Origin of the sequence: Pseudomonas sp. PDM31 (assembly GCF_019218965.1) — a bacterium.
Taxonomy (GTDB): domain Bacteria; phylum Pseudomonadota; class Gammaproteobacteria; order Pseudomonadales; family Pseudomonadaceae; genus Aquipseudomonas.
This window is the reverse complement of the sequence record NZ_JAHUWS010000022.1, coordinates 1-23,090: the sequence shown is the minus strand read 5'-3', so window position 1 is coordinate 23,090 and position 23,090 is coordinate 1. Positions and strand designations below refer to the sequence as shown.

Annotated in this window: 26 protein-coding genes and 1 pseudogene; 13 read left to right on the top strand and 14 right to left on the bottom strand. The window is 57.6% G+C overall.

Annotation, left to right across the window (positions count from 1 at the left end; translation table 11 throughout):
* Window positions 1-86 precede the first annotated feature (86 nt).
* The 3 genes from KW839_RS27180 (at window position 87) to KW839_RS27170 (ending at window position 1,887) form a co-directional block, all read left to right on the top strand.
* Window positions 87-749: a LysE family translocator gene (locus tag KW839_RS27180; protein WP_060539706.1), complete on the top strand. Its 663-nt coding sequence runs from the start codon at window positions 87-89 to the stop codon at window positions 747-749.
* A gap of 67 nt (window positions 750-816) precedes the next feature.
* Entirely contained in the window at window positions 817-1,302 is a 486-nt protein-coding gene (locus KW839_RS27175; protein ID WP_218426034.1) for a GyrI-like domain-containing protein, read from the top strand.
* 96 nt (window positions 1,303-1,398) lie between these two features.
* Entirely contained in the window at window positions 1,399-1,887 is a 489-nt protein-coding gene (locus KW839_RS27170; protein WP_218426033.1) for a GNAT family N-acetyltransferase, read from the top strand.
* A 167-nt stretch (window positions 1,888-2,054) separates the two neighbouring features.
* Here KW839_RS27170 and KW839_RS27165 read toward each other — a convergent pair whose 3' ends face one another.
* Window positions 2,055-2,540 (bottom strand): GNAT family N-acetyltransferase, encoded by a 486-nt coding sequence (locus tag KW839_RS27165; RefSeq protein ID WP_218426032.1) that lies wholly within the window; start codon window positions 2,538-2,540, stop codon window positions 2,055-2,057.
* 140 nt (window positions 2,541-2,680) lie between these two features.
* On the opposite strand from KW839_RS27165, the gene KW839_RS27160 reads away from it, so the two are divergent.
* The 3 genes from KW839_RS27160 to KW839_RS27150 all read left to right on the top strand — a co-directional run bounded on the left by KW839_RS27160 (window position 2,681) and on the right by KW839_RS27150 (window position 4,845).
* A complete protein-coding gene (locus tag KW839_RS27160; protein WP_060539710.1) occupies window positions 2,681-3,106 on the top strand; it encodes a nuclear transport factor 2 family protein in 426 nt (141 codons plus the stop codon).
* A gap of 66 nt (window positions 3,107-3,172) precedes the next feature.
* Complete coding sequence (locus tag KW839_RS27155) at window positions 3,173-3,517, top strand: YciI family protein (RefSeq protein WP_218426031.1); 345 nt, start codon at window positions 3,173-3,175, stop codon at window positions 3,515-3,517.
* A 77-nt stretch (window positions 3,518-3,594) separates the two neighbouring features.
* Window positions 3,595-4,845 (top strand): RNA polymerase sigma factor, encoded by a 1,251-nt coding sequence (locus tag KW839_RS27150; RefSeq protein ID WP_218426030.1) that lies wholly within the window; start codon window positions 3,595-3,597, stop codon window positions 4,843-4,845.
* A 217-nt stretch (window positions 4,846-5,062) separates the two neighbouring features.
* On the opposite strand, the gene KW839_RS27145 is transcribed toward KW839_RS27150, so the two are convergent.
* Complete coding sequence (locus KW839_RS27145; protein WP_218426029.1) at window positions 5,063-5,917, bottom strand: LysR family transcriptional regulator; 855 nt, start codon at window positions 5,915-5,917, stop codon at window positions 5,063-5,065.
* An 89-nt stretch (window positions 5,918-6,006) separates the two neighbouring features.
* Here KW839_RS27145 and KW839_RS27140 point away from each other — a divergent pair, with 89 nt between their 5' ends.
* Entirely contained in the window at window positions 6,007-6,444 is a 438-nt protein-coding gene (locus KW839_RS27140) for a multidrug/biocide efflux PACE transporter (RefSeq protein ID WP_218426028.1), read from the top strand.
* A gap of 165 nt (window positions 6,445-6,609) precedes the next feature.
* Here the strand turns inward: KW839_RS27140 and KW839_RS27135 are convergent, their stop codons facing one another.
* From KW839_RS27135 to KW839_RS27115, 5 genes are all read right to left on the bottom strand, one after another.
* Window positions 6,610-7,332: a TylF/MycF/NovP-related O-methyltransferase gene (locus KW839_RS27135; RefSeq protein WP_046031989.1), complete on the bottom strand. Its 723-nt coding sequence runs from the start codon at window positions 7,330-7,332 to the stop codon at window positions 6,610-6,612.
* Entirely contained in the window at window positions 7,329-8,195 is an 867-nt protein-coding gene (locus KW839_RS27130) for a hypothetical protein (RefSeq protein ID WP_060539715.1), read from the bottom strand. The genes KW839_RS27135 and KW839_RS27130 overlap by 4 nt, the downstream gene beginning before the upstream one ends.
* Before the next feature lie 223 nt (window positions 8,196-8,418).
* The gene (locus KW839_RS27125) at window positions 8,419-9,441 is read right to left on the bottom strand and encodes a transporter (RefSeq protein ID WP_218426027.1); all 1,023 of its coding nucleotides are present in this window, start codon (window positions 9,439-9,441) and stop codon (window positions 8,419-8,421) included.
* A 379-nt stretch (window positions 9,442-9,820) separates the two neighbouring features.
* Window positions 9,821-10,126, bottom strand: coding sequence for a PepSY domain-containing protein (locus tag KW839_RS27120; RefSeq protein WP_060539717.1), 306 nt, complete (start codon window positions 10,124-10,126; stop codon window positions 9,821-9,823).
* Window positions 10,127-10,283: 157 nt separating this feature from the next.
* Window positions 10,284-11,411: a glycerophosphodiester phosphodiesterase gene (locus KW839_RS27115; protein WP_218426026.1), complete on the bottom strand. Its 1,128-nt coding sequence runs from the start codon at window positions 11,409-11,411 to the stop codon at window positions 10,284-10,286.
* Window positions 11,412-11,630: 219 nt separating this feature from the next.
* On the opposite strand from KW839_RS27115, the gene KW839_RS27110 reads away from it, so the two are divergent.
* The gene (locus KW839_RS27110) at window positions 11,631-11,957 is read left to right on the top strand and encodes a DUF2025 family protein (protein WP_218426025.1); all 327 of its coding nucleotides are present in this window, start codon (window positions 11,631-11,633) and stop codon (window positions 11,955-11,957) included.
* Between the two features lie 140 nt (window positions 11,958-12,097).
* Here KW839_RS27110 and KW839_RS27105 read toward each other — a convergent pair whose 3' ends face one another.
* Together KW839_RS27105 and KW839_RS27100 are read right to left on the bottom strand one after the other, a co-directional pair.
* Window positions 12,098-12,421: an antibiotic biosynthesis monooxygenase gene (locus tag KW839_RS27105; protein ID WP_218426024.1), complete on the bottom strand. Its 324-nt coding sequence runs from the start codon at window positions 12,419-12,421 to the stop codon at window positions 12,098-12,100.
* Window positions 12,418-13,125: a CTP synthase gene (locus KW839_RS27100; protein WP_218426023.1), complete on the bottom strand. Its 708-nt coding sequence runs from the start codon at window positions 13,123-13,125 to the stop codon at window positions 12,418-12,420. The genes KW839_RS27105 and KW839_RS27100 overlap by 4 nt, the downstream gene beginning before the upstream one ends.
* Window positions 13,126-13,140: 15 nt before the next feature.
* Here KW839_RS27100 and KW839_RS27095 point away from each other — a divergent pair, with 15 nt between their 5' ends.
* Window positions 13,141-14,082: a LysR family transcriptional regulator gene (locus KW839_RS27095; protein ID WP_218426022.1), complete on the top strand. Its 942-nt coding sequence runs from the start codon at window positions 13,141-13,143 to the stop codon at window positions 14,080-14,082.
* Window positions 14,083-14,088: 6 nt separating this feature from the next.
* On the opposite strand, the gene KW839_RS27090 is transcribed toward KW839_RS27095, so the two are convergent.
* On the bottom strand, window positions 14,089-14,628 hold the full coding sequence (locus KW839_RS27090; protein WP_218426021.1) for a DUF1003 domain-containing protein: 540 nt from the start codon (window positions 14,626-14,628) through the stop codon (window positions 14,089-14,091).
* A 300-nt stretch (window positions 14,629-14,928) separates the two neighbouring features.
* On the opposite strand from KW839_RS27090, the gene KW839_RS27085 reads away from it, so the two are divergent.
* Window positions 14,929-16,437 (top strand): amidase family protein, encoded by a 1,509-nt coding sequence (locus KW839_RS27085; RefSeq protein ID WP_218426020.1) that lies wholly within the window; start codon window positions 14,929-14,931, stop codon window positions 16,435-16,437.
* A 116-nt stretch (window positions 16,438-16,553) separates the two neighbouring features.
* Here the strand turns inward: KW839_RS27085 and KW839_RS27080 are convergent, their stop codons facing one another.
* Window positions 16,554-16,871, bottom strand: a complete 318-nt coding sequence (locus tag KW839_RS27080) for an XRE family transcriptional regulator (RefSeq protein ID WP_218426039.1) — start codon at window positions 16,869-16,871, stop codon at window positions 16,554-16,556.
* Between the two features lie 242 nt (window positions 16,872-17,113).
* Between KW839_RS27080 and KW839_RS27075 the strand changes: the two are divergent.
* Window positions 17,114-17,470: pseudogene (locus KW839_RS27075) on the top strand (hypothetical protein); the annotation flags it as partial.
* A gap of 101 nt (window positions 17,471-17,571) precedes the next feature.
* Entirely contained in the window at window positions 17,572-18,333 is a 762-nt protein-coding gene (locus KW839_RS27070; protein ID WP_060539722.1) for a carbon-nitrogen hydrolase family protein, read from the top strand.
* A 155-nt stretch (window positions 18,334-18,488) separates the two neighbouring features.
* On the opposite strand, the gene KW839_RS27065 is transcribed toward KW839_RS27070, so the two are convergent.
* Complete coding sequence (locus KW839_RS27065; RefSeq protein ID WP_218426019.1) at window positions 18,489-19,457, bottom strand: hypothetical protein; 969 nt, start codon at window positions 19,455-19,457, stop codon at window positions 18,489-18,491.
* A 243-nt stretch (window positions 19,458-19,700) separates the two neighbouring features.
* Here KW839_RS27065 and KW839_RS27060 point away from each other — a divergent pair, with 243 nt between their 5' ends.
* Complete coding sequence (locus KW839_RS27060) at window positions 19,701-20,522, top strand: HNH endonuclease (RefSeq protein WP_218426018.1); 822 nt, start codon at window positions 19,701-19,703, stop codon at window positions 20,520-20,522.
* 131 nt (window positions 20,523-20,653) lie between these two features.
* On the opposite strand, the gene KW839_RS27055 is transcribed toward KW839_RS27060, so the two are convergent.
* Both KW839_RS27055 and KW839_RS27050 read right to left on the bottom strand, forming a co-directional pair.
* A complete protein-coding gene (locus KW839_RS27055) occupies window positions 20,654-22,960 on the bottom strand; it encodes a DUF1998 domain-containing protein (RefSeq protein ID WP_371318125.1) in 2,307 nt (768 codons plus the stop codon).
* Window positions 22,905-23,090: hypothetical protein (locus KW839_RS27050; RefSeq protein ID WP_218426017.1), on the bottom strand; the 186-nt coding region annotated here is incomplete at its 5' end. The genes KW839_RS27055 and KW839_RS27050, both read right to left, overlap by 56 nt.

Sequence of the window (23,090 nt, the reverse complement as noted above, 5' to 3'; positions counted from 1 at the left end):
GTGGTGACCTGTGGCGGAATGTACGGTCAGCTGTGGCAGACTGTCCAGCCTCCACGTAAACAAATTTTTCCGAAGGATAGGGTTTGATGGAATTTACCAGCGGCTTCTTGCTGAGCCTTTCGCTGTGCCTGGACATCGGTGTGGCCAACATCGCGATGATCACTTTGGCGATGCAGCGCGGCTATTTTCAAGGCTTTGCCCTGGGGCTGGGGACCTGCGTCGGCGACTTGATCTACGCGGTGCTGGCGCTGGCCGGCATGACGGTGTTGCTGCAATACGAATCCGTACGCTGGGTGTTGTGGATCGGTGGCTCGGCGTTGCTGGTGTACTTCGCAGCGAAGATGATTTATTCGGCCATTCACCACGAGGCGGTGCTGGCGCAATCGGCGCAGGTGGGGCACAACTCCCATCGCAAGGAGTTCTTGCGCGGGATTTTCCTTGCCATGTCATCGCCGAGCGCGATTCTCTGGTTTGCGGCGGTGGGCGGTACGTTGATCGCCCGTTCCGGCGGTGGTGGTGCCCTGAGTTCTGCGCTGTTTCTCGGTGGTTTCCTGTGCGCCGGGTTGTTGTGGTCGGCGGGACTTTGCTTCGCCGCCAGCCACGGCGGCAAGCTGCTGGGCGATAAGCTGCTGCGTTACTCCTACATGGCATCGGCGGCGATTTTCTGTTATTTCGCGGTCTACGTGATCCTTTCTGGCTATAACGAGTTCGTCGGTGCCGGCGCCGTCGAGCAGCTGCACGCCCTGTAACTGGGCGAATCGGCTTGGGCTTCTATACTCCCAGCCGAACCCACTTTTAAACGCCAGGAGTCGAATCATGGATGAGCAAAAAAGCGTCGAAGTGTCTGAACCACGCTTCGAACATGGTCACTTCCTGTTGATCGCAGGACTGGGCGAACGGTTTACCCAGCAGACCACCGCAGGCATTCCCGCGCTCTGGGAAAAATTCATTCCGCACATCGGTCAGGTCCCGGGTCAGTCAGGTGAAGTGACCTACGGCGTCTGTTGCAATTTCGACGGCAAGGGTGGCTTTGACTATGTCGCCGGGGTCGAGATCAGCAAGCTCGACGATTTGCCCGAACAGTACCGCTGGGTAGAGGTTCAGCCCCAGTATTACGCGGTGTTCGAACACAAGGGGCCTTTGAGTACCTTGCCGCTGACCTTTCGCTACATCTTCGACACATGGCTGCCGCAGTCGGGGCATCAGACGGTGGACGCCCCGGAGTTCGAACGCTACAGCGAAGACTTCAACCCCAAGCTCAACACCGGCAAGCTGGAGATCTGGCTACCGATCAAGGGCTGAACCCGCATCGAGAGACGGGGTGGCGATTCGTCTCTCGATGTCGGGTGGCTGCTGATTTATCATCGCAGGCCTTGTCCCCGCTGAATCCGAGCTGCCATGAACACCGTCATCCACAACGTCACGCCCGCTGATCTGGACCGCTGCTTTGCCATCGAAACCGTTGCCTACGAAGGCGACGAAGCGGCGACCCGGGAGAAAATAGCCACTCGCATCGCCACCTGGCCCGAGGGGTTTATCGTGGCTGAAGTGGACGGGGTGGTTGCCGGATTCATCAATTCGGGCGCGGCGTTTCAGGTGGAAATGTCGGATGAAGAGTTCAAGGAAATGGTCGGTCACGACCCGGACGGACCGCACGTGGTGATCATGTCGGTGGTGGTACACCCGGATTACCAGGGCCAAGGGCTGGCCAAGCGCCTGATGGGCGAATTCATCGAGCGCATGCGTGCGCTGGGCAAGGTCAGCATCAACCTGATGTGCAAGGAACGGCATATTCCGTTGTATGCCGGGTTCGGCTTTGCCTACATCAAACCTTCGGCCTCAGACCATGGCGGCATGGCGTGGCATGAGATGGTGCTGAGCCTCTAAACCTGACGCCGATTTCTTGTGGGAGGGGGCTTGCTCCGGGCGGCGTTCCGACGAAAGCGGTGGGTCAAACAACATCAATGTTGATTGACCCACCGCTTTCGCGAGCAAGCCCGCTCCCACAGTGGTGCTGTGTTGGGTCAGTAATATTTTTTGAGGGCATTACTCGTTCAAAACACCAATCCCATCCGCCGCTCATAGCCAATCCGTCCCCGGTACGCCTCACCGCTGTCGACGAACCCGAACCTGGCATACAGGGCAATCGCCGCCTCGTTTTCGGCATCCACCGACAATTCCAGCCCCCTGATTTCCGGCCAGGCCTGGCGCGCCATGTCGGGCAGCGCTTGCAGGCACGCCTTGCCGTAGCCTTTGCCTTGGGCACGCTGGTCAACCTGCAGGGCATGCAGGGTGGCGCTGTGCTCGTCGGCCCAGGCTGGCAAAACCGGCGGGCGCTTGAGCAGCAGAAAGGCGACGGGTATGTCTTCGGCGAGCAGGGCGAAACCCTTGACGCCAGGGCCGGGCCGGGACAGCAGGGTGTGCAATGCACCATGGATATCGCCGCTGAACCTGACCTGTTCCTTATGCACTTCGATGGCCTCGACCTGCTGGCGCTGCAGCGCATTCAGGCTTTCATAGGGCACGAGTCGGGCGGCCACGGGTGCATCCTTTTTCAACACAAATTGTGTCTCGGATTCTAGCGAGTTTGCCTGGGTGGGTTATTTTTATTTGCGCTGTCGATTTGCGGTTACGGCAGACGACTAAGGGTGTCTTCAAACAAAAAACACGGAGAATCACCATGAGCGCGCAAGCCCAGATCCAGCAACTGATTGAAACCTACCGCCAGGCTGTCGAGTCCAAGGATGTGGATAAAATCATGGCGTTTTACGCCGACGACATCGTCTCCTTCGACGCGGTCAAGGCCCTGCAATTCAAGGGTAAAGAAGCCTATCGCGCGCATTGGCTGGACTGCATGAAGATGTGCCAGGGCCCGCATATTTTCGAATTCCACGACATCAGGATCGAGTCGGGCCAGGAAGTCGCTTTTGCCCACTGGCTGACCCATTGCGGTGGCACCAACGACAAGGGCGAAACACAGGCCTGCTGGATGCGCGGTACCGCCTGCTATCGCCAGCAAGCAGGGCAGTGGTACATCGTCCACGAGCACTGGTCGGCGCCGTTCGATATGCAGAGCGGCGCGGCCCTGTTCGACCTCAAGCCCTGATCGTCGCTTTTTTCGCCAAAATGCCCAGCAGCGACCATAGTTGATCCTTCGATTGCGGAGACGTCCATGAAGTACCTATGCCTGGTTTACAGCGATGAGCACCTGCTGCATTCGCAGCCGCAAAGCCCGAAAGACGAAGAGTGCCTGGCCTATGCCGAGGCGATCAGGGGCAGCGGCCGGATGATCGCCGCCGAGGCGCTGGAGTCGGTGCAGACTGCCACCACGGTACGCATGCGTGGCGGCAAGCTATCGATCACCGACGGCCCGTTCGCCGAAACCAAGGAGCAACTGGCCGGCTTCTACCTGATCGATGCCAAGGACCTCAATGAAGCGATACAGGTGGCCGGCAAGATTCCGGCCGCCCGGGTCGGCAGTGTCGAGGTGCGGCCGGTTCGCCAACTCAATCCCTGAAAAGCAGTGACCAACAGGAGCCTTTGCATGAGCTTTAGACGACCGATGACGTTGATGATCGCAGGCACGCCCGACTGATGCCGGGCGTGTCGGTAGCGGCTCGGGTCGAGCAGGTTTACCGCGACGACTCGCGGCGGATTCTGGCGACCCTGATCCGCTTGCTGGGGGACTTCGACCTCGCCGAAGAAGCCTTGCATGAGGCGTTTTTTATCGCGGTCGAGCGCTGGCAGCGTGACGGTGTGCCGGACAATCCGCGCGCCTGGCTGGTGTCCACCGGGCGTTTCAAGGCCATTGATGCCTTGCGTCGGCGCGCGCGTTTTGCCGCTTCGCAGCCGATGTTGATCGCGCAACTGGAGGCGCTGGAGCAGACCGACTGGAGTGATGAAGACGTGGAAGACGATCGCCTGCGGCTGATCTTCACCTGCTGCCACCCGGCCCTTTCGGCGGACGCGCAAGTGCCGCTGACCCTGCGCGAAGTCTGCGACCTGACCACTGAAGAAATCGCCCGGGCGTTCCTCTCGGCGCCGGCCACCATCGCCCAGCGTATCGTGCGCGCCAAGGCGAAAATCCGTGACGCGAAAATCCCTTATCAAGTGCCGACCCTGACGGAACTGCCCGAGCGTCTGGACAGTGTGTTGCGGGTGATTTACCTGGTGTTCAACGAGGGGTATTCGGCGTCCCTCGGGGCGCAACTGACCCGGGAGGATATGACCCGCGAGGCGATTCGACTCGGGCGTTTGCTGATGGAGTTACTGCCCGAGCCCGAGGTAATGGGCTTGCTGGCGTTGATGTTGTTGCATGAGTCGCGGCGGCCGGCCAGGACCTCCGCGAGCGGTGAGTTGATTGTGCTGGATGAGCAAGACCGCTCGCTGTGGGACGCCGGGCTGATTGCCGAAGGTTGCGGGTTGATTGAGCGCGCACTGACGATGGGGCGCTTTGGACCCTATTGCCTGCAGGCGGCGATTGCGGCGGTGCATGCCGAGGCGGTGACGGCCGCTGACACCGACTGGCCGCAGATAGTCGGTTTGTATGACGTGTTGTTGCGGGCGGTGCCTTCACCGGTGATCGAGTTGAATCGAGCGGCGGCGATCGCCCAGCGGGATGGGCCGTTGGCGGGGCTCAGGCTGGTCGAGGGAATTCTGGATCGTGGTGAGCTTGGGGATTACCACCTGGCGCATTCGGCGCGGGCGGAATTTTGTCGGCAGTTGGGCAGGGTGGACGAGGCGCGTGTGGCGTGGGAGCGGGCGTTGGAGTTGACGCGGTTGGAGCCGGAGCGGCGGTTTATCGAGGAGCGGTTGCGGGGTTTGGATCGGCGGCCCTCACCCTAGTCCTCTCCCAGGGGGCGAGGGGACCGACCGAGGTGTCTTACGCTATACATCGACCTGAGATTGCGAGTTGAACTCAGGTTTCGAAAACCTGAAGATCGGCTACCCCTCCCTTTAGCTCCCCGCCGGCGCCGGCGGAGGCGGGGGGATACACAAGTTTTGTGATTGCCACCACCCCCTGTGGGAGCGTGGCTTGCCCGCGATAAGGGCCGCAGGACCTTCACTCCAGCATCTGGCTCAATAGCCAACTCCCCGCCGGCCCCGGCGGCTGCAGCCGTGACCACAAGGCATCCACCGACACCGTTTTCGGCCAGCCGCGCACGACCAGTTCCTGCAATGTCCCCGGGCCGAATCGCTCCACCAGCCAGCGTGGCAACGGCGCCCAGCCGAATCCGCCCTGGGCCATTTCCAGCAGCATCAAGTAACTGGGCGCTGACCACACGCGTCCCTTGGCGCGGTTTACATAGGGATTGACGATGGTTGCCAGACGCAACTCGCGGTGCTGGCGCAGCAGGTCCTGGTCGACGTTTTCCAGTGCCGCCAACGGGTGTTGCGGGGAAACAAACAGGGCGATTTCCGTGCGTTCGTCCACCGTCGAACTGACCAGATCCAGCGGATAACTGTCCTGCATTTCGGCGAAGGCAACGTGCGCCCGGCCGCTTTGCACCAGGCTAATCAGGTCATCGCATTCGGCAATCAGGCACTCGAGTTCCAGGTCCGGGTAACGTTGTTCGAACGCACTCAACGCCGCTTCGAAACGGTTGGACTGGTAGGTATCGGACAGCGCCACGGTCAGCTTCGCTTCCACCCCTTGGGACAATTGGCTGGCGGTCATTTCCAGGCGGCTGGTGGCGTCCAGAATTTCCTCTGCCCGGCGCAACATGACGTGTCCGGCGGCGGTCAGGCCGGGTTTGCGGCTACTGCGGTCGAACAGGGTCAGGTTCAAGTCGATTTCCAGGCTGGCCACCGCCGCACTGATGGTCGACTGGCTGCGGCCCAGCTTGCGCGCTGCTGCGGAAAAGGAGCCTTGGGTCGCCGCCTGGACAAACGCCAGCAACACTTCGTGGGAAGCCATGAACTATCGCCTTGATCGATGGTTATTGGTTATGAAGTATCGGTGTGGTGGCAGATCATGGCAACCATCGTCACTCAAGGAGTTCGGCCATGAGCGCCAGCAAATCCATTACAGAACGTATTTTCCAGGCCATCGGTTTCGAACTGCTGGCGATCCTGATCTGTACCCCGTTACTGGCCTGGATCATGGCCAAGCCGATGCTGGAGATGGGCGTGGTGACCGTCATCATCGCCGCCCTGGCACTGGCCTGGAACGTGGTATTCAACGGTCTGTTCGATCGTGCACTTAAACGCCTTTCCATCGCCCACAACGCCTGGGTGCGGGTGGTGCATGCGCTGCTGTTCGAAGGGGGGCTGGTTGCCCTGGGTGTTCCGCTGATTGCCTGGTGGCTGAATGTCAGTCTGTGGCAGGCGTTTTTGCTGGATATCGGGGTGCTGCTGTTTTTCCTGCCGTACACCTATGTTTATCACTGGGTGTATGACGTGGTGCGGGAGCGGGTGCTGATGGGGCGGGAAGTGTGCCAGTAACCTTTGGCAACCGAGCAGGTAACCCTTGTGGGAGCGGGCTTGCTCGCGAAGGTGTATCAGTCAAAACATGCGTCGACTGACACACCTTCGCGAGCAAGCCCGCTCCCACAGGGGATGTTTTTTTCTTCGGGATCTGCTCCTGCCTTGGGCAAGAGCAGGGTCGCGTCAGACGTGGAAATAGCCCACGCAGCTGTCAAACGGCAAGCGCTTGAGTTCGATCTTGTTAAGGTCCAGCACTTCGCGCAGGGCCTTGGTTTCGCCCGGGAAGTTACGGTAGGCCACTTCGTCCAGCACCACGATGGCGCCTTTTGGCATGTACGGCAGGAAGGTTTCCAGCGCGACTTTGGTCGACTCGTACAGGTCGGTGTCGAGGATCAGCATCGCCACCACCAGGTCAGGACGGGTCTTGACCCACTCCGGCACGGTCTTGACGATGTCACCCTTGACCAGCTCGCAACGCGGGATGCGGTTGACCGGACGCAGCAGGTCGTTGGCGTCGATCATGTCCTGGATCAGCGACTGGTCGGTGTCGGAGAACATGGTTTCGTTGACGTCGGCCGGGTCTTCTTTCTTGTCGATGCTCTGGAAGCCTTCGAAGGTGTCGAAGCCGACGATCGAACGGTTGATCGCATACGGTTCCAGGATCATCGACAAGTGCATGTACAGCATCAGCGAGTTGCCCTTGTACACGCCGCACTCGATGATCGCACCCGGTACTTCGGCGACTTTCTTGAACAACTCCATGCGCGACAGTGCCGCAGTGACGCCGATGCGGTTGGCAAAGACGAAAGGCGCGTCGGCCACGTACTCGGCGTCAACACGCTTGAGGACGTTGGCGCGGGTTTCGTTGTACTGGGCCTCGGCGGGCGTGATGCGACGCTTGGTCATTGCTCGATTCCTTGGAAATTCGAAAAGTCGTGGGCGTGGAAATAGTCTTTGAAGCCTGCGCCGACGTCCGGGCACGCGCTATCGACGTTGATGGCGCCGCGGTTGTGCTTGAGGTCGTCCAGGTGCATCAGGCGGAAGTCCACGCTGAAGCGGGTCTGATTAGTGTGGTTGGCAACCGTGCCGTGCAGGTGCGATCCGGAAAAGATCAGCATTTCGCCGGTGTTGCCGGCAATGCGCATTTCCGATGCAGTGTTGATCGCTTCCAGCGGCACCGGGTGCACACGGACTTCCTCTTTGAGGTTTTCCTTGGCTTTGTGCCGCTGGTTGTTGATCCAGTCGTTGAGGCTCCATTCGCTGGAGGTGTTCTTCACCGGTACGTCGAAGTAACCGGCGTTGATCATCATGGTCTGGTCGGGGCTGATGGTGTGCACCGGCATCCAGGTGTTGATCTGGCAATCGACGCTGCCGTACCAGGTGTCGCGGTGCGGCTTGTAGGCGTAGCTGACACCGGCGTGCAGGTATTCATAGTTGGGTACTACGCGGATGCGTGGCACGTCGAAAATGTATTCACGAGGGTCGACACCGATTTCGTCGATGAACGACAGGATCAAGTCCTTGGCCCGTTGGCTATTGGTGAACTGGCCCTTGAGGCGGGTGACCAGAACCACGAACTCTTCCACCGGCATCAGCGTGTGCAGGGCCTGGTGGTTGGTCTCGCCGTCGAAGGCGGCGGTAATGCTGTCCTGAGCGAACGCACACAGCTCTTTGGCGGCACGCAACTGCGTGTTCAGGAAAATATCACCGGCATAAATGGCTTCTTTGAAGTCAGCTTTGTGTTGCAGCTGATTGATGTACAGATTCACGATTCCTCTCCTGAATACATCGAGTCTCTAAAGAATCGGCAACACGTTAGCAAACTGAAGGGCAATCTGGCGGGTGGCGGATTAATTAAGGGCTAATCCCCTGAATTTGCGACGAAATGCCTTCGCGAGAGAAAAAATCCCGGCTCGCAAAGGCCGGGATTGATCAAACCCGGCGTAACCCCCTGTAGGAACTGCCGCAGGCTGCGATCTTTTGCTCTTGCTCTTAATAATCCTGGCGCTTGCGAAACGCCCAGCGCCCGGCGATCACGGTAAAGGTCGCCACCAGCGCCACCAGGATCCAGAACCCTTGCGGATCCTGGGAAAGCGGCACGCCGCCAACGTTCATGCCAAAGAAACCAGCGATGATGTTGATCGGCAGCGCCAGTACTGTCACCACGGTCAAGGTGAACAGCGTGCGGTTGCTCTGTTCGTTGAGGTTGGCGGCGATTTCTTCCTGCAGCAGCTTGATCCGCTCGCCCAGCGCGGTGAGGTCGTTGATGATCAGCGCGAACTCTTCGGTGGATTTGCGCAGCTCCTTGACGTCTTCCTTTTGCAGCCATTGCGGCGGCCGATTGAGCAGGCGCAGCAACGAGCCGGGCTCCAGCGCCAGCAGCCGTTGCAGGCGCACCAGCACCCGGCGGTTGGCGCCCAGTTCGGCTCGGTTGGTCGACAGGCGCGAGGACAGCAACTCGTCTTCGATCTGGTCGACGCTCAGGCTGGTCCTGCGCACAATCTGAGTCAGCACTTCGCCCTGATCGCGCAGCAAATGCACCAGCAACTCCAGAGGTGAGCGGAAACACTCGCCGGCCTTCACCGACGAGCGCAACTTGTCCACCGAGTGCAGCGGTTGCAGACGGGCGCTGATGATCAGCCGACTGCGGGCGCAGACCCACAGCGTCGAAACATCCGAAGACGCCATGCTGCTGAGGTTGAACACCACATCGTTGACCACAGCCAGCAACGTCGAATCGACATGCTCGATACGCGTCGACCGCGAGCCTTCGTGCAGGGCCTCGAAAAACTCCTGGGGCAATTGCAGATGGCTCTTCATCCAGCGCTCGCACGCGGCGTGGGCGAGGTTCAGGTGCAGCCACAGAAACTGCTCGTCGTCCGGCGGTTGTTGCAGGCAGTGCAGCGCTTGCGCCGAGTCGATCTCCCGACCGCGTTCGCCAGGGCTAAAAATGAATCCGTACAGCAGGCCGAACAGATCCGGGTCGCGATGGCTTTGATCGATGCTGTGGTTCATGAAGGCTCGCAAGAGAGGCGCCTGTCGCGGGTGTTACAGGTTCACTTGAGCGGCATCATGACAACGGCGGGTGACTGTTTTGTGACAGAAAATAATTGCAAACGGTCGTATCTTCTCGGAGTCGGGAAACGGCTGACACCGTCAAAAAGGCTCTCCACCCAATACAGATAGCACAAAACCTGCAGGAGCCGGGTTGCTGGCCATGGACTCAATCACGCCGCGTATTTCCGGTTTGCGCGCGTTCGCCGGCAAGTCGGATCACCGCACCGCAGCTCTCGCAAGAACGCGCATACGAGTCGAAAATGCTGACCCGCAAACCAGTGACCAAAAAAAAAGCCGCACGATCATGAGATCGCGCGGCTTTCGGGGTGTGGCTGAATCAGTTGTCTTGCTTGTTTTTCAGGACTTCGCCAGTGGCGGCATTCACGTCCACGTCCCACTCAACGCCTTTGGCGTCACGCAATTCAACTTCGTACTCGTAGCTGTTGAAGTGGTTGTCCAGATCGCTGTCGGTGATCGTCGCACCCGGGTGCAGCTTCATCACGATCTGGTTCAGTTCTTCCAGCGGTTTGATCTTCCCGTCCTTGACCAACTGAGGAATCTGATCGACAGGAACATCGGCTTGGGCCAGGCCGGCGGTGAGGGTCAGGGCGGCGGCAGTGAACAAAGCAGTCAGGGTCTTCATGGGATTCTTTCCTTGGTTGAACTGTTTAAGTGAGATCAGGTTAGCCTGTGTAACTTAATCCACCCTTAAAATGCCCGGCATGTCCTGAATCAATCCCCGGGCAACGCAAAACCTGTGGGAGTGAGCCTGCTCGCGATGGGCTCACCTCGGTCCAGCATCAATACCCATTATTGAGCAGCACCTGCTCCACACCGACTACTGCCGGGCGTTTATAGAACTTCAACAACTCACCGGCCCGATTGGTAAAGATGCCATCGACCCCGGCTTCCATGACCTTCTGATAATCCACCGCATCATCGACGGTGTAGACGTGCACCAGCAGACCTTGGTTGTGGGTGTACTCATTCATCCACGGCTGCACCAAATCCGAATAACTCTGATCGCCACCCTGGGTCAGCGCGGCGGACGGACCGGTACCGATCGCGCCCTGGGCCTTGGCGTAGTCGACCCAGCGCTGGAATTCGGCTTTGTCTTTCGGTTCCTGCTTCGCGTAGTAAGCCGCTTTGTCCTTATCGCCGGACTCGACAAAGGTCACCTTCGACTTGGGCTCGATACTGCCTTCGCCAACCCACAGCAGCAGGATTTTCGGCACGTTCGGCATTTCCTGTTGCAGCAGTTCCAGGCTGCTTTTCTCGAAGGTTTGCAGCACCACCTTGCCTTTGCCCTGGCCGACCGCCAGGGCACTTTTGCCCAGGGTCGAACCGTTCGGGCTCAGCCAGCCACGGTCCTGGAGTTTGTCCTTGAGATCACGCTCGATGCCGGGGAACTGCTTGGGCTCCTTGGTCTCGATGTACAACCCCGGTTTGTGCCGCGGGCTGCCCTGGGCGATATCGATGATTTCGTCCAGAGTCAGGATTTTCAGGCCGGCGAAGGCCGGGCGTGCGCGCTCCGGGTAAGCAGTATTGAACCAGCTGCCGGCGTCGAGGGTTTTCAGTTCGGCCATGGTGAACGCGTTGGCCGGGCTGTCCTTGCGCTCGGGGAATTTGCTGGCGACGTCAGTGGTGCGTTGCAGGTTGTTGTCGTGCAGGGCGAACAGCACGCCATCCTTGCTGCGTTGCAGGTCCAGTTCCAGATAGTCGGCGCCCAGGTCACGGGCGGCTTTGTAAGCGGCGGCAGTGGATTCCGGGGCATCGAAGGACGCGCCCCGGTGAGCGATCACCGCCGGGTGCGGGATACCCAGGTGGCTGGCCAGGGCCTTGGGGCTTGGCTCGCTGGCCGCCTGTGCCTGGCCGAGGGCGAGCAGCAGACCCAGCAGCAGGGCACTTTTGTGGAAGGTAAGGGGCATGTTCGAGTTCCTTTCGCAGTGGCTTTTCAAGAAGGTCTCTTTTAACAACTGAGCGCAAAGGGCGCTATCGCAGGACCGACACAAACCTGTGCAAAGCAGAATTTTTCAGCGCTTTTGTGCGGTTATTTGCAGTACTCTTGGCCAGGCCATTTCCCCGCAGAGGGAAATCCTGTCTGCCTGCCTCGCGTGTAAACCTTTATGACTTTTTTGGGGTTTACCATGCGCATCACTTCCCAGCTCATCTGTCAGGCCGCCGCTCAACTCAATGGCTTCGTCGGCCTCAACCGCAAGACTGGCCATTACCTCGTGCGCTTCAGCGAAGACTCGTTCGGCATGGACGTGGCGGACGACGGCATCATTCCTGCCAGTGAATTCGTCTGGGCCCCCGGCCCCGAACAGACCATGACCCTAAAGCGCGAGTTGATTCAGTTGCTGCTGGATCAGAACATTGACGAGCGGATCAACATCACCGAGCCGTTGCGGGTGTACATGAATCGGCGGGAGGTGCCGGAGATAGCGGCGGTGCGCAGGGTGGTGCGGGGTTGATGCTGTTGTGCTGACGGGGCTGGCCCCATCGCGAGCAGGCTCGCTCCCTCAATGTCCGTGTCGAACACAAAAGCCGTGGACGCCACTGAACCTGTGGGAGCGAGCCTGCTCGCGATGGCGGCCTCAAGCACGCCCATCACCTACATGCTGAACCCATAACCCCGCTCAACCCTGCATACCCGAGTCTGACACCGCGAATACCAGGTTGACCGCCCACGCTCGCGAATCTCCGTGTGTTCAGGGTGATTTTTCCACGCCACAATCGCCGCCTCACTGTCCCAGTAAGACACGGTAATCCCCAACCCATCGTCACCCCGCGCCGACTCCACTCCCAGAAACCCTGGCTGCTCCCGAGCCAGCTCCAGCATCCGCGCAGCCGCCTCGGCGTAACCTTGATCACCCTCAGTACGCAGTGAAGTGAAAATCACCGCAAAATACGGAGCCGCTGGCGTCTCGGCGATCATGACGCTTGCCCGGCGCATGCTTCGACAAAGGCACGAACCAGCGGTGGCAAGACACCCTTCAACGCAGCTCGCTCGGGCTGGAACAGGGTGGCGACGAAAAAGGGATGAGCGCGTAGTTCCACTGCACGCAAGTCTCCCGCCGCATCATGGCCGACGGCATGAAGGTCGCTTGCCAGCAGTTCCCGTTCAAACTCCGGGTTCACGCCGTAGCGGCAGCGATAGCCTTCACGAATCTCTGAAGTTTCGTACGCATCCGCGATCAACGATCCCTCAAGCAAGCGGATCGAGTCGACCGCTTCCACCAATGAACAGGTCAGAGGTGTCAGCAATGCCCGTTCGGCGTCCGGAGCGGTCTCACCGTGTTCGGCATCGGCCCAGCCCAGGACATTGCGCGCATATTCCAGCAGCGCATGCTGAAAACCGCCGCAGGTGCCGAGGAAAGGTCGCCGTTGTTCCCGGGCAAAACCAATCGCCTGCAACGCGCCCTCCATGTTGCGATAGGGACTGGCCGGCACACACCAGAAGCCGTCGAACTCTTCAAAGGGGGTGTCGGCGTTGATGGCGTCGGTGGCCAGCCATTGCGATTGCACCGTCAGTCCGGTGTATTCGGCCGCCATGCCTAGGGCTACGGGGATGGCTTGATGAGCGGTGACTTGCGGGTCGTAGTCACCGATCAGGGCGATGCGGAGCGGGCTGGTTTGCATGGAGGCTCTCTGCGCTTGTTGATTACTGAGGTCCACTATAGATTGGCGTTCACGCACTCAATATGGGCATTTTCCCAAGTGATCAATGCAGCGGCGCACTATCGACTGGACTACCCGGACCTGTCCCTGATCCTCGCCCTGGTGCGGGGTGGCTCGCTGGCCCGGGCCTCGCAATTGTTGAAGGTGGATGTCTCAACCGTGTTTCGAGCCGTGCGCCGGCTCGAAGCGGCGCTGGGTCAGCAGTTGTTTGAAAAAAATCGCGCCGGTTATTTGCCCACGACATTGGCGCAGTCCTTGGCGGAACAGGCCGAGCGTGCCGAACAGGCGCTGGAGGCAGCGCGGATCGGCGTGTCGCAGGGCGGAGAAGTGATCAACGGCACCGTACGCCTGACCTGCACCGATTCGGTCCTGCAGGGGTTGCTGTTGCCGGCACTGGCGCAGTTCATGCCGAACTATCCGGCGCTGACCATCGAGCTCAGTACGTCCAACGACTTCGCCAACCTCAGCCGTCGGGACGCCGACATCGCCCTGCGCCTGACGCGCACACCGCCCGAACATCTGGTCGGACGCCGGCTCGCGGACATTTCCTACCGGGTCTGCGCCAGCAGGCGCTATCTGCAATCAGTGGATACAACCGATTTGGCCAGATTGACCTGGATCGCCCCGGACAATTTCCTGGCCGATCACCCAACCGTTGCCTGGCGCCACCAGACATTGCCGGGGGTGACCCCGGGCTATCGCTGCAACAGCATGCTCTCGGTCAGCGAATTGGTCAGGGCCGGGTTGGGCGTGGCGGCGTTGCCGGACTTCTTGATCGGTGACGGTTTGCAGGCACTTGGCGAACCCTTGCACGGTTACGACACCGCTCTGTGGCTGCTGACCCGCCCGGACTGCCGCGCCTTGCGCTCGGTGGTCACGCTGTTTGACGAGTTGGGGCGGGCGTTGAAACCGGCGTAAAAACGATCAGGTTTTCGGCGCGTCCTTGCGCACGAAGTGTTGATGCATTTCCGAAGTCAGGCTTTCGATGCGCTCGGTCAAAGCCTTGGTCATTTCCGTGAGACGAGTGTTTTGCTCAAGCAGCTCCAGCAGTTGCGCGGTGTTCTGTGCCGCCTGTGCCTGACGCTCACTGTTGGCGACCGCCAGCGCTTCGCGGTGTTGCGCATCGGCTTCAGACAGGGCTTTGTCCCGCGCCGCCTGACGGGTCTGGGCCAACAGAATCAAGGGCGCGGCGTAGGCCGCTTGCAGGCTGAACGCCAGGTTCAGCAGGATGAACGGATAGACATCGAAGTGCGTCACGCCAGACAAATTTAGGCAAATCCAGACCAGCACAATCAGCGTTTGCGCACCGAGAAAGGTTGGTGTGCCGAAGAACCGCGCAAAGGCCTCGGCGCGCAGCGCAAACTTGTCATTGCCAAAGGTCGGCGCCAGATGGGCATGGTGGCGGTGGAAGCGCAGGTGATCCACCGGCGCTGCAGTTGCGGTGTCAGTAGGCTTGCTGGTCATGGCGTTCTCTGATCGTGCTGGGGCTGGGCTTAACTATAACCGTCGTGTGAGCTGGCTGTTGCCAATCCACAGCTGCACGTTCGATCTCAGCCACTGAGGGCAGGTGCCTGAGGGACGGAAGTTGAGCAGCAGGTTTATGAGGATTAAACAGAGCATCGGGTAAAACAATTACAGAGCCGGACGAGTATTCCGACGAGATCCGAAGCGTCGTGATGACGGACATTTCCAGACGCTTCTGTAGGCTGGAAAGCGAATGAGCTCATTCATTCACTAACGGTCATCTACAGGGATCTCTACTACATGGAAGTAACAATTAAAGGCTGCATGACGCGGCTGGCTCAGGTTGTTTTGCTGTCGATCGCGAGCGTAACCCACGCTCAAACGTCTGGGCTGGAATATTTAACGGTCGATGAACTCGGCTCCAACATGGAGCAAGGCCAGCTCACAGCCGCAGCGCTTGTACGCCATCTGCATCAGCGTATCGAGGCGCTGGATAAAAGCGGGCCGGCGATCAACTCGATCATCGAACTCAACCCCGATGCACTGGCCATCGCCGAGTCCCTGGACAAGGAGCGAAAAGCCGGGCATGTACGCAGTCCACTGCATGGCATCCCGGTGCTGCTGAAGGACAACATCGACACCTCTGACGAAATGCAGACCAGCGCAGGTTCGTTGGCAATGGTTGGGCAACCCGCCGCACAGGATGCCTTCATCGTGCAGCGACTGAGAGCTGCCGGGGCAATCATTCTGGGGAAAACCAACCTCAGCGAGTGGGCAAACTTTCGCGACCCCGCCATCCCCGATGGCTGGAGCGGGCGAGGCGGGCAAACCAAAAATCCGCACCTGCTGAGTGAGACGCCGTGCGGCTCAAGTTCCGGCTCCGCCGCAGCTGTCGCGGCCGGTTTTGCGCCATTGACCGTCGGCACAGAAACCGCCGGCTCAATCATCTGCCCTGCGTCGCTCAACGGTGTGGTAGGCCTCAAGCCCACCGTGGGTTTACTGAGCCGTAGTGGCATCGTTCCAGTGACGCATAAACTCGATACACCAGGCCCTATAACCCGCACGGTTCGCGATGCCGCATTGCTTCTGAACGCCATGACTGGCAACGACCCGGCTGACCCGATCAGAAGACCTCCAGGCGTCGATACAACGGACTATACGGCTCTGCTTCGCCCTGATGCGTTGGTGGGGCGCCGTATCGGTTTCCCGATGAAGTTCGACAATAGCCCTGAGGGGCTCGAAAGTGATCCGCAGTTTTCCCAGGCGCTGGAAGTCATACAGGCTGCCGGCGCCAAATTGATTCCTGTAGAACTCGTTGATCCAATATCAGAGCGGGTCGAAGAGGCGATGTGGATGGGCATCAAGCGTGATCTGCCTCGGTATCTGGCGACACGCACCGCACTGGCTGCACCCACGCTGGAAGCTATCGTGCAGTTCAACGAGGACACGCCTGGCACCATGAACTACGGACAAACCACCCTGATCGCGGCCAGCGCCATTGATTTTGACGAGGACGCCTACAACGGCCTGTGGCGCAAAATCCAGAATGAAAACGCCACCGTCATCGATGCTTTATTGAAAACCCATCAACTGGACGCCTTGGTGCTGGACGTAGGCTCCCCCGGTTTGAACGTCATACCGCTGGCAGGCTACCCCGGCATCATGATGCCGTCGGGCATCGACGCCGATGGCCTGCCAACCTCGGTGTTTTTCTACGGCACCCGCTGGAGCGAAGCCAAGCTATTGGCGATGGCCTACGGTTACGAACAAGCCTCACACGCACGACAAGCACCGGCTTTCAAACCCTGATCATGCAATAGGCAAACACCACTTCAATACGGCCCTCTTTGCGAGAGCGGGGGGCCGATTTGACAACGATTTGCACATCGCGCCCGAGGAGTAACAGGCATTCCATCATCTTGGCTTCACTCAACCATCGCAAAATCCGCTCGCCCCACCGGGTTCGGAGTACACCCTCTCACATTCATCCCACGCCCCGGCGCAAATCCCGGGAAGAACGCCAGCCCTTCAGACTCGAACCGATACGCCAACGCCAACCGCGTGACATCCAGCACCTCCTTGCGCGCCTCAAAGCGCTCAATGGCCTCCACCGAAACCCCGGATTCACGGGATAACTCCTCGACACTCCAGTCCAGCATTGCTCGGGCCTGGGCGCAGTGGGCCGGGGTGAATTGGAAGAGGGCGATACGTTCCAGGGTGATTTTCATCGCTTGAGAGGCCATGGTGTTCTCCGGGCTCGAGAGTGCTGATTCAAAATGTACTGTGTTTTTGTACAGTTGTTTTGAGGCGGAATCAAATGGATTTTTGTTTTCTACGGTTTCGCGTCTTTGCTCCTGACGAGCGGTCATGTCGCCCTGATGGCGAAATGGAGCATGTGGACCCGAAGTGAAAATGAGGGTTGGTTCATCATGTTTTTTTCGCAACAATCAGCGTGCCGATGTCCAAATCTTTGAAGGAGGACGTCATGTCGATTGCTGAAAGTGACTGGAGAAAATTCAAGGCGCTTCGCCAGATTGCCCTCGATCGTTTTTGTCAGGGGGTTCTCGCCGATGCCAAGGCAATCGCCCAGCATGGGGCGCTTTCAGCTCATGCTCGATATGGCATGCTCTACGGTTTGATCCAGGACCGTAACAAGGACATGTACCGCGCCTTCGACGCGAACAGCCAATCCCGTTCCAGTGCGCTCAGAGGTTTGAGCTTGATGGTTAAGCATGACTTGCTCACCGAGGCGGAGCTATCCGTTCTCAGTGAAGAAGCGCGGGATTACATCTCGGAAACCGTTCGCCAACCTTATGAGCTTGAGTGGGTCGACGAGATCGTAATATGTCTTCTACAAACGCGACCATGCGCTTTACCCCAGGGAACGCGCTGTGGCGTGGAAATCGGGGCCACGTTAGGATTGTGCTCTTTTTGGAGACGCTCATGTCGGCACCAATTTTTGCTGCAGCCCAATGCGCCGTTCGTGCTGGCGATATCAGTGCCAACCTGACGCTGCACATGGATTTCATGCAGCACGCCCGCGAGCAGGGGGTGGGGCTATTACTCTTTCCCGAGTTATCGCTCACAGGATATGAACCTACCTTGGCTGAAGCCTTGGCGCAGGATATAGATAGCCCACTTCTCTCCCCCTTGCGACACCTTGCGCGGGAAGCCTCCATGACCACGGTAGTGGGTTTACCGTTGCGCCTACCCGGTTATGACAAACCGCTAATTGCAGCTTTCATACTCCACCAAGATGGCTCGATTGGTGTCTATACCAAGCAGCATTTACACCCTGGCGAAGAGCAATTCTTTAGTGCGGGTAATGGGGGCGATTTGATGCTTATCGCCGACTTACCCATAGCCCTATCGGTGTGTGCTGATTTCAGTCACCCGGAACATTCATCACACGCTGCAAAACAAGGCGCGCAGTTGTATGCCGCTAGTGTGCTCATCGGTGAAACCGGTTATTCACGCGATAGCTCGCTATTGCAGAACTGCTCAAAGCGTCATGGAATGGCCGTGCTCATGGCGAATCATGGTGGCCCGACTGGTGGTTGGGCTGCTGCTGGGCAGAGCGCGTTTTGGAATGAGCAGGGTCGATGCGTTGCGTCCACGGACGGCGTGGGGAACCGGTTGCTGATCGTCTCGAAACAGCTTCATGGGTGGCAAGGTTTCGAAACTCCAGTATCCGTTACTTCCTAAATTCGGTGATGCGTTTGGTCGCTCATTGGCTGCGTCGATACGCAGGCCTTGATGAGTCCCGTGTTCAAGCCGCTCTTGAGCGACGCAAGGAAGTGAAAAGGGAAATCCGGGCGCTTGAAGACCAGCTACGACAAACGCATGAATCGTAGCGATCGTCAGCCCGTAAGGCCTGGAGCCTCGCGCACTATAAAGTGATCCAGGTTCTCGATGTTGGCACTGAACACCCCAAACGTCTGCTCGGGGTTTTTCTTGCTCGGCACCTGCTTCAACTCCGGCGTCACCCCATAAAAAAAGCAATACAACTCCCGCCCACTGTCGACGGCGTGCTTGATCTCCTCCAGGAACGCCTGGCGCTTGCGGTAGGTGTCGATCAGCTTCTTGTTCAGGTAAACATTGACCGAGTAAGGCTTCTTCTCGAACCAGATCTTCTTCTCGAAATCGATGCGAAAGCTCTGGGTGTAATCCTTGATCTGCTTGATCTTGCCCCAGTAAATCAGGCCCTTGTTGTCTTGCAGGTATTCGATCTTTTTGAAGAAGGAAGCGTAGGGCGCCGTGTGCTCGCCGATCTTCAGTGGCATGCGCTTGAGCAGGTCTTTGTCTTCGAAGTTGGAGACGAAGCACTCCACCGGGTGGGCGAAGATGCTGGTTTTGTCCGGCGCCGAAGGGTGGGCGGGATGCTCAGTGTCGCTGTTCGCTGAAGGTATTGCAGGCTCATCCCTTTGCACATCTGCAGCCACCGCCGGTTGTGACGGCTTACGCACATACGCACGCCGGGTCAGTAACAACTCCGACGGAAAATGTTCCTCGCGACTGTCAGCCGTTTCCGCACCATCCACCTCTGCGCCCGATGCTGGCGTCCTCAGACTGACATAAGGACAACCCTCGACATGCCGCGTGCTCGGCAGGTTCTTGAAGTGCGGTGTGCGCACGTAATTCACGTTCTTGGCGTTGAAGGTCCCCAGCTCGTTTGCGGCATCGAAGGCCAGGCGACAGGCATCGTTGGGGCACTGGAAATGTTCCTTGGCGGAATCGAATGCCATGGTTTCGTCGAAATTGAGATCGCGTACGTCATAGATCGACAGCTTGGCGTCGAGGCTGAGGCAGTAGGCGAGGTCGAATTTCATGGTGGGCTTGGGTCCGTAAGGGGAAGGCTATTAATAGCGGGAGGTGCGAGATGGCGCACCTGTTAATTCAACATTGTCGCGCCGAAAGCTTTTTTTCTGGGCAGCGTCATAGCCTTGATCGCGCCCCATGTGCGACCAGTGATCTCATGGATTCTGATGTTGGATGCAGGAGCTTTCCTTAGATCCTGTAGGAGTTTTCGTTAAATTTGGTAGTCTTCATGCTCTGAATAGGAGGATGAGTTGATGCCAGCTGTCATTGCCGAAAATGATGAATCGAAATGGGACGACGAGACTGGCGTCCAATACCACTTCCCGAAGCAGTACCAAGCGATACTCACCGAAGGTACGGAGGTGCTGTATTACAAAGGGAAGATGGGGAATAAGGCTTTTTCGAGTCTTCGTCTTAGTGTTAAGCCTCATTATTTTGGTATTGCTCGAATTGGAAAGGTTCATGCTGATGAGAACAGCACGCAAGGCGACTTGTATGCTCGCATTGAGGGGTTCATACCATTTGAATCTGCGGTTCCGATCAAGATCAACGGGGAGTACCTAGAGCAAATCCCCTTAAATCGGAAGAGTAATTACTGGCGTAATGCTGTTCGGTTGATTGATAAAACTGTGTTTGACGCCATCTGTTCTCATGCGGTGCTGAAATCGGAGAAGTTTGACGATTTGGATCAAGTCGATAGTGCGCAGGAATTTGAGACAAAAGTTATCGGAACTGAAGGGAAAAAGATTGTCTATTATGGTGTGCGGTACGAGCGCAGTCCAAAGCTCAGGAGTCAGGCAATTGCTATTCATGGACTTCAATGCAAAGCCTGTGATTTCGACTTTGAAAAGGCATATGGCGCGCATGCTAAAGGCTTCATCCATGTGCATCATTTGAAGCCTATTTCCGAATTCGAAGAGGACCAAGTTGTCGATCCAGCGACCGACTTGATTACGCTCTGCGCAAATTGTCATTCGGTTGTACATAGACGTCCTCAACAGTTGCTGAGCGTCGAGCAGTTGAAAGGTCTACTCAAGGGGCGGTGGGTTTTCGACGATCTAGCCAAGATTAGGTAGGTGGGGAAAGATAAGTTTAGCGGGGGGATTTGGAGTGGTTCATTATGGATCTCCCGAACCTCAAGTGACAGAAAAGTGGCGTCCACTTTAGCTTAGGTGGACACCGTTCTCTGGCTCATTGGGTGCTTGGCTTAGCTCACGAGCAGGCTCATGTAAGTGGGCCACTCACCGCTAGGACACATTTGCGCCACTTTATATTTCTCCAGCATTTGTAGCGCTTGGCTCTCGTGTTTAGCGCGGAAGTCAAACCCCATTTGGTCGCGATACGGCATTCTACCTCGCCAGTATCCCATTCCTTGATCAAGGAAAATTTTGCTGCGCTTACCCGATACCCAATCTACTGTTATCAATCTCGCGTGTTGAAGCTCCCGGCTTCGTTCTTTGATTTCAATTTCAGGTGGGATGGAGAACTGGCTACCCAACCAAAGCTTAAGTAGTGCTTCTTGATCAAGTTGGAACCTCCAGTCATGACTAATTTGATTGCTGGACTGATCGCCACTGGATGCTAGCGTTTGAATTCGCAGCGACTCAAGTTTTTCATTTTTGAAAAGTTCAAGAAAGCCGCTTAACAACATTAACGACCATGGGGATTTCAAATAACGGTCGGAATAGCTGACCACTGCTGCTTGGTCTGTGGCAATCAACTCAGTCAGTTCGGGCGCGTGCTTCTCAATGAGAGTAGCGAGACGTCTATGCAGGCTGCTGATAGGCCCGTCAAGCTCGTGGGTGATTTCGATGACCCGTGCACCCTGCTCAAATTGGCGCCAGGTCCGGACGTCGATAGGCTGACCACCGCAATCAGAAACACAGTCGCTTCCAGCCCATACTACTCCATCGTTGCTACTCAGCCATCCGGCTCCTGGAGTCGCAGCGGAGGCATCGCTGCTAAAAAGACTCTTGATGCCCGACTTGGAACGAATTTGAGCCACCAGATAAGGCTTGATCAGTGGAAGGGAGTTGTCCATATCCTCAATCACCACCCCAAGACTAACCAGGTCAAAGAGGGTGTTCTTCTGTTCATTGCTTAGCGACGCTCCAGAAGGAATTGCCAGTTTCACCTTGAGTTTGTCAGCGATTGCCCAAGTGAGGATTTTTTCACGGAAGTAAGGGTGATCTAGGTCCCAGTCCTCTGCATCTCCCCTCATCACCAAGCAAATAGAGGTGTCGTTTTCACTGCGATCCGCTGAATTGATCGCTGAGGACAAATAGCGGATCGGGCCGGTCGAGCAATAACTAGCCCCCACCACAGTTTCAAACTCGCTGGGCAAGTCTAAATGTTCGATTAGCCCCGACACAATAAGCCACTCCATGGCGCGTCCACGATCTAGCTCCTCTCGCTCCACTCGACTGTCTTGACCTGCAAGACAGTGCGAGCAGACGTTTTCGCAGTTAACCGGGCAATGCAGCTTCCCTAACGTTTTACGTAATAGCTCGGTTGTATTCGCTAAGCCAGCCAGGACAAACCCGGCTCCTCCGCTGACTTCATCGAACAGCTGAATGACCGTTCGCCCTTGTCCACTTTCGATATCGCGATCAAGACGGAAACCAAAGCCCATTTCTGTGCTGGCAATTCCTAAGAGTTCGGCGATTACGTCGCGTAGCGCAACGGCAAGAGTCGTGGCTATGGTTTGCTCTGCCAGACTATCTCCGAGCCACAGGCCTGTCTGGGGACTTCTTAAGTAAAGCTCCATGACGTCAGTGCGAATTTGATAGCCCAAGAACAGGTTAGGCTTAACTGCCGTGCCGGGGCAGTCGAACTCTTTACGACTGCCTGTGATCCCGCCCACTGGCCGGTGTAGCTGATCTGGGAGCAGATTTTTCGGAATGTCACCGGAGGCGAGCATTGAATCTGCACGTCCGCAGGTTAGGCACACGGCGTAACCTTTTTCGTGTTCACCGGATGAATGATGGAACACACTGCCGTCGTGACCAAAACGTACGAAACCACACCGCTTGTCGGGCAGCGAGATCGTCTCGCCAGTCAGTTGGATGCGAGGTCGTTCGACTCGGATGAACTTCTGAGAAGTGATGTCGTTTGTCGTGGACTCATAAAAGTCCGTTACAAAGCCGCCAGGGCGAAGGACGGTTCGGCGCTCGTTTGGTTGAATTGCGTGCATGCAGTGTGAGCATGTTAGCTCGGAGCTGTTGGTGTAGGCGTTTTCGATTACACCTGTAGCGCCACAATTTGAACATCGCCAGGCGATATCAAATTTTTGTGCTTCGTTTACCTGGCCTGACGCATGCCATTGCAAACTGATTCCTGCCGAACGGTAGACTCGCCCATCGATTACCACTTGCGACCCAGGTGCATACTCTCGGATCGCAATGTTTAAGCCGCGAGACGGAAGCTCCTTGTTGTTGAAAATGCTGTCTTCACGACTCTCAGGATGATTTCGCTGGTGCTTGAAGTCCTCGATGTTGTAGGTATTGAGTGTCACGACTGTTGCCGCTGACCGAAAACTGACCCAGTAAAGGCTGTTCTGCCGACTGAAAACTGACCCAGGTGTTCAACTGCTTCTGCTCAATTTTTGAGCAGGAGAACACAGGGTGATCAGCATGGAAATGATG